This window comes from Acidovorax sp. KPB24-03, from assembly GCF_057546605.1.
The window spans coordinates 1-4,935 of record NZ_BAAJYR010000258.1; the positions used below are offsets into that span (position 1 = coordinate 1).

Below are 4,935 nucleotides of genomic sequence, written 5' to 3' on the forward strand. Positions count from 1 at the left end.
TCGGCGTGGCGCGGGGTGCGCATCCTGGTGGACGGCATTCCGGCCACCATGCCGGACGGCCAGGGCCAGGCGGCCACGGCGCAACTGCAGTCGGCCTCGCAGGTCGAGGTGCTGCGCGGGCCGCTGGCCCAACTCTACGGGCAACGCGGCGGGCGGCGTGCTGCAGGTCACCACCCGGGAGCCGCGCGAAGGCGGCGGTGCCGGCGCGTCGGTGGCGGCGGGCTCGTTCGGGCAGCGGCTGGTGGATGCCTCGCTCGACTTCGGCGACCGCACGCTCGGCGGGCTGGTGGATGTGTCGCACTTCGAGACCGACGGCGCGCGCGACCACAGCGCGGCGCGGCGCACGCACCTCAACGGCAAGCTGGTGGCCCGGCCCGATGCCGACACCCGGATCACCGCGTTGCTCAATCTCTATGACCAGCCCCTGGCGCAGGACCCGCTGGGCCTGACCCGGGCACAGTTCGAGGCCGATCCGCGCCAGGCACCGGCCGTGGCGACGGACTTCGGCACGCGCAAATCCGTGGCGCAAAACCAGTTCGGCGTGGTGCTGGAGCGGCAACTCGGCGCGGCCGACAGCGTTCGGGTGCGCGCCTATGGCGGCACGCGCACGCTCACGCAATTCCTGTCGTTCAGCGGCGCCGCGGCCAGCAGCGCAGGCGGCGTCGTGGACCTGGACCGCGACTACTACGGCCTGGGCATGGCCTGGACGCACACCGTGCGGCGCGCCTCCGGCCTGCCCCTGACCTGGACGCTGGGGCTGGACGCCGACCGCCTGTCCGAGCACCGCCAGGGCCGGGTCAACAACAACGGCACGCCCGGCGCGCTGCGGCGCGACGAGCAGGACCGCGCGGGCAACACCGATTGGTTCGCCCAAGTGGACGCCTGGCTCACACCCACCTGGCGCGCCGTGGCCGGGGTGCGCGCCAGCCGCGTGCGCGCGAGCGTCAACGACCGCTTCATCACCGCCGCCAACCCTGACGACAGCGGCCAGCGCACCTGGCGGCAGACTAGTCCCGTGCTGGGCCTGGTATGGAGTGCCACCGACCAGCTCAACCTGTACGCCAACATCGGCCGAGGCTTCGAGACGCCCACCCTGGCCGAGATGGCCTACAGCACCGGCAACACCGGCCCCAACTACGGCCTGAACGCCTCGCGCAGCCGGCAGATGGAGGTCGGCGCCAAGTGGCAGGGAACGGTGTACCGCATCGACGCGGCCTGGTTCGACGCGCAAAGCCGGGACGAGATCGTGCCGGCGGCCACCGTGAACGGGCGCACCGTGTACCAGAACGCCGACCGGGTGCGCCGGCGCGGGCTGGAGCTGGCGTGGAGCGCCCAGTCCGGTGCCTTCAAGCCGCGCGTGGCCTACACGTACCTCGATGCGTCCTTCGACAGTCCCTACGCCGTGGCGGGCGGCGCCACCGTGCCCTCGGGCAACCGGCTGCCGGGCACGGCGCGCCAGACCGTGCAACTGGCGCTGGACCACGCCCTGTCGCCGGCATGGCAATGGGGCGCGACGCTGGACGTGTCCGGCAAGGTGTACGCCAACGATGTGAACACCGAGGCCGCCGCCGGATTCGCCGTGGCGGGCCTGCGGGCGGGCTATGCCTTTCGCACCGGGGACACGCGCTGGCAGGCCTGGGCGCGGCTGGACAACCTGTTCGACCGCCGCTACGCGGGCTCGCTCATCGTGAACGACGGCAACGGGCGCTTCTTCGAGCCCGCGGCGGGACGGCGCATCATGGTAGGGCTGCGCGCGCAGTTCCTGTAGCCGCCCTGCCCGGGGCGCAGGGCCCGGATCGGCTCAGCCGCCCTCGCACACCAGGCGCTGCTCGCCCAGGCCCGTGGCCCCCAGCCGCATCACGTCGCCCGGCCGCAGAAAGCGCGGTGCGGGCTTCTTGCCCAGTCCCACGCCCGCCGGCGTGCCGGTGAGCACGATGTCGCCCGGCTCCAGCGTCATGAACTGGCTGATGTACGACAGCACCCGGGGCACCCCAAAGATGAAGTTGCGCGTGTTCCCGTCCTGCATGCGCTCGCCGTTCACCTCCAGCCACAGGCCGATGGCGTGCGGGTCGGGCACCTCGTCGGCCGTGACCAGCCAGGGTCCGATGGGCGCGAACGTGTCGTAGGCCTTGCCTTTGTCCCACTGACCGCCCCGCTCCATCTGGTAGCTGCGCTCGGATACGTCGTTGGCCAGCACGTAGCCCGCCACATGCTGCAGCGCCGCGTCTTCGGCCACATGCTGCGCGCGCGTGCCGATCACGATGCCCAGCTCCACCTCCCAGTCGGCCTTCAGCGCGCCGGGCGGGATGCGCACCGGGTCCGTGGGCCCACTCAACGCGGTGGTGGCTTTCATGAACAGCACGGGCTCGGCCGGCGCGGCCAGGCCCGCTTCGGCCGCATGGTCGGCATAGTTGAGCCCCACGCACACGATCTTGCCCACGCCCGCCACCGGGCAGCCCAGGCGTTCCGATTCGGGCACCACGGGCAGGCGCGACGTGTCCAGCGCCGCGAGGGCGGCCAGGGTGCGGGGCGCCAGCTGGGCGGGGCCGATGTCGGGCAGCAGCATGGACAGGTCCCGGACAATGCCTTGCGCATCGACGAGCCCGGCGCGCTCCGCGCCCGGCTGGCCATATCGGATCAGTTTCAAAGTGTCTCCTACCGGTGGAAGATTCCAGACGCGGAAGCGGGCGACGGGCGTCCGTCCGAAGCATCACGACCAGTAGTCGATCTCGTCCAGGCTGCGGGCGAATGCCTGCAGGTCAGACACCTGCGGATACTCCACGTAGTACAGGTACTCGTAGCCCACCGCCTGCTGCGCGAGATCGATCCAGCGGCCGCGCTGCGTCGTATCGTAAAGCGTCTGGAGCTTCCCGAGGTCGAAGGCCTCCTTGCCGCTCGATGCGGCCTGCGCCTTGGCGGCCTGCAGCCGCGCCGTCCGCTGCTGCTGTGCACGTTCCCTGAGTTGCCGATGAAAAGCCAGGGCGGCTTCGCCTTTGAGTTGGGTCATCTTCAATCTTGTCCATTCAGCGTGCAGTGGATTCCCAGCGCCTGGGACCACGACAGGCCGGCATATTTCTGCAAGGCTTCGCGAGCGGTCTCGGCGATGGCGGCGGGCATGGCGTGCGTCAGCTGCCTGATCGTCCCGTCGTCGATCACCTGTTCGCCCATGTCGCTGGCGGGCAAGTCGGAGAGCGCCACGATCTCGGCGTATTGGTCCGCGTCGTGGATCGTCAGCTCCCCGTTCGCAACGGTCGCGACAGGCGCCTTCTCTCCCGTCGCCAACGTGCCCATCAGGTGGTAGGTGCCGATCTGCGGCTTCGCCAGGAACTGGTCGATGACGTCCAGGCGATTGCCGCGAACGGCGGAGTAGCCGGCGACGACGGCGGCATAGGGGGGGACGCGGATCGTCCCCGTCGGGCTTGCGTTGCAGGACACCCAGCAGCGAACGCTCCAGAGGGGTGTCGATGTCGTACATCTCGACCTGGCGGCCGGTGTGCTCGGACAGTGCGATGTAGCTGGCGACTTCGTGCGCTCCGCCCAGCCGTTTGTCAACCAGCATGCTGGCCGGCTTTCCGCTCGCGGTCTTCCTTGTGGCGATCTGGCGTTCCAGCCGGTCGGCGAGCACGCACGACTCCGCGTGCACGTTGGCCGGGGTCAGTCGGGGCTGGCCGTGCGCCTTCCTGAGCCGCGGCTTGAACGCGTCCGGATTGATGCTGCCCCCGCCGCTTTCCTGCAGGGCGTCGGCCAGGGCCGGCACGGCCGATCGGGCCAGCCGGGTCTTTCCGGCAGCCGTATTGCCGCGCAAGGCGAACAGTGTCGGATCGCAGCCCGACCGCTCCACGCATTCCGCGAAGACAGAGGCCTTTCGAAAGGAGTCATCGATCAGCGCATCGTGCAGCTTGCGGCGCTCGGGCTGCCAGTGGGCCGGATCGGCCAGGTAGGCCCATCGCCCGGGCCCCACGGGCGGCAGCGTGCCGACCGCGAACATCTCCACGGAGCCGTTGGCGTATGCGCCATTGGAGGCCGCGGAATGGGTGGTTCGCCTGGCAGACAGGCTTCGAAGTGCCGAGCGCCGAGCGGACAGGGGACAGGGCCCCGTGGCCTGCGCTGCGAGGGGCTGCCTTCAATTCAGGGGAGCCGCTCTGCGATTTCAGCGTGGAGCCCGCCGGCAGCGGGCCCCGATGTCAGTCTGGCGAGGGGATGGCGCGGCACGCGCGCCCGAGCGGCAAGGCGATGAATCATAGGCCCGGCAAGTTAGCGGCAGCCACTCGGCGGTGCCATCCCACGCGCGAAGATCAGGCAGGTTCCGCGAACCCCTGCCCGCCCTTACAGCGCGGGGCCAGGGTGCCACACCAAACTTCGCTCATCGCCAGGGCGGGCATCCGCCATGCGCCGTAATATCGGCCCGAACCACCGACCGCTCCCGGCTCCTTTCCGCCCCGAATCCGCCATGCCCCGTTCACCCGCACCCCCGGCCCCCGCCACGCTGCCGCCTGCAGCGGCCGACCGGCCCCGCCCGGCCCATCTGACCGACCTGTTCTGGTCGTTCACCCTCCTGGCGCTGCAGGGCTTCGGCGGCGTGCTGGCCGTGGTGCAGCGCGAGCTGGTGGACCGCAAGGGTTGGCTCACCAATGAGGAATTTCTCGAAGACTGGGCCGTGGCGCAGATCCTGCCGGGGCCCAACGTGGTCAACCTCGCCGTGGTGGTCGGCGATCGCTATTTCGGGCTGCGTGGCGCCCTGGTGGCACTGGCGGGCATGCTGCTGTTTCCCTTGCTGCTGGTGCTGGTGCTGGCCGTGGTCTATGCGCAGTTTTCCGGCCACCCCGCCGTGAGTGGCGCCTTGCGCGGCATGGGAGCGGTGGCGGCTGGCCTGGTCGGCGGCGTGGCGCTGCGGATGGCGGGGGGCCTTGCGCACGCACCCGCTGGGCCCGGTGG

The 4,935-nt window shown here is 70.7% G+C and carries 4 protein-coding genes and 2 pseudogenes; 2 read left to right on the forward strand and 4 right to left on the reverse strand.

The window, feature by feature from the left end; translation table 11 throughout:
• Positions 1–1,768: pseudogene (locus tag AC27KI_RS18595) on the forward strand (TonB-dependent receptor family protein); the annotation flags it as partial.
• A gap of 33 nt (positions 1,769–1,801) precedes the next feature.
• On the opposite strand, the gene AC27KI_RS18600 reads toward AC27KI_RS18595, so the two are convergent.
• From AC27KI_RS18600 to AC27KI_RS18615, 4 genes and pseudogenes are all read right to left on the reverse strand, one after another.
• A complete protein-coding gene (locus AC27KI_RS18600) occupies positions 1,802–2,647 on the reverse strand; it encodes a fumarylacetoacetate hydrolase family protein (protein WP_487115194.1) in 846 nt (281 codons plus the stop codon).
• A 63-nt stretch (positions 2,648–2,710) separates the two neighbouring features.
• The gene (locus tag AC27KI_RS18605) at positions 2,711–3,007 is read right to left on the reverse strand and encodes a hypothetical protein (protein ID WP_284431188.1); all 297 of its coding nucleotides are present in this window, start codon (positions 3,005–3,007) and stop codon (positions 2,711–2,713) included.
• A 2-nt stretch (positions 3,008–3,009) separates the two neighbouring features.
• Complete coding sequence (locus AC27KI_RS18610) at positions 3,010–3,435, reverse strand: hypothetical protein (RefSeq protein ID WP_487115198.1); 426 nt, start codon at positions 3,433–3,435, stop codon at positions 3,010–3,012.
• A gap of 34 nt (positions 3,436–3,469) precedes the next feature.
• A pseudogene (locus AC27KI_RS18615) lies at positions 3,470–3,988 on the reverse strand (XopAJ/AvrRxo1 family type III secretion system effector zeta toxin); the annotation flags it as partial.
• Between the two features lie 462 nt (positions 3,989–4,450).
• On the opposite strand from AC27KI_RS18615, the gene AC27KI_RS18620 reads away from it, so the two are divergent.
• Positions 4,451–4,935 (forward strand): chromate transporter (locus tag AC27KI_RS18620; protein WP_487115196.1); only part of this gene is annotated, 485 nt, incomplete at its 3' end.

Excerpts from the sequence above, each read along its gene's own strand:
- AC27KI_RS18605 (WP_284431188.1), bottom strand. The coding sequence starts at position 3,007 with ATGACCCAACTCAAAGGCGAAGCCGCCCTGGCTTTTCATCGGCAACTC.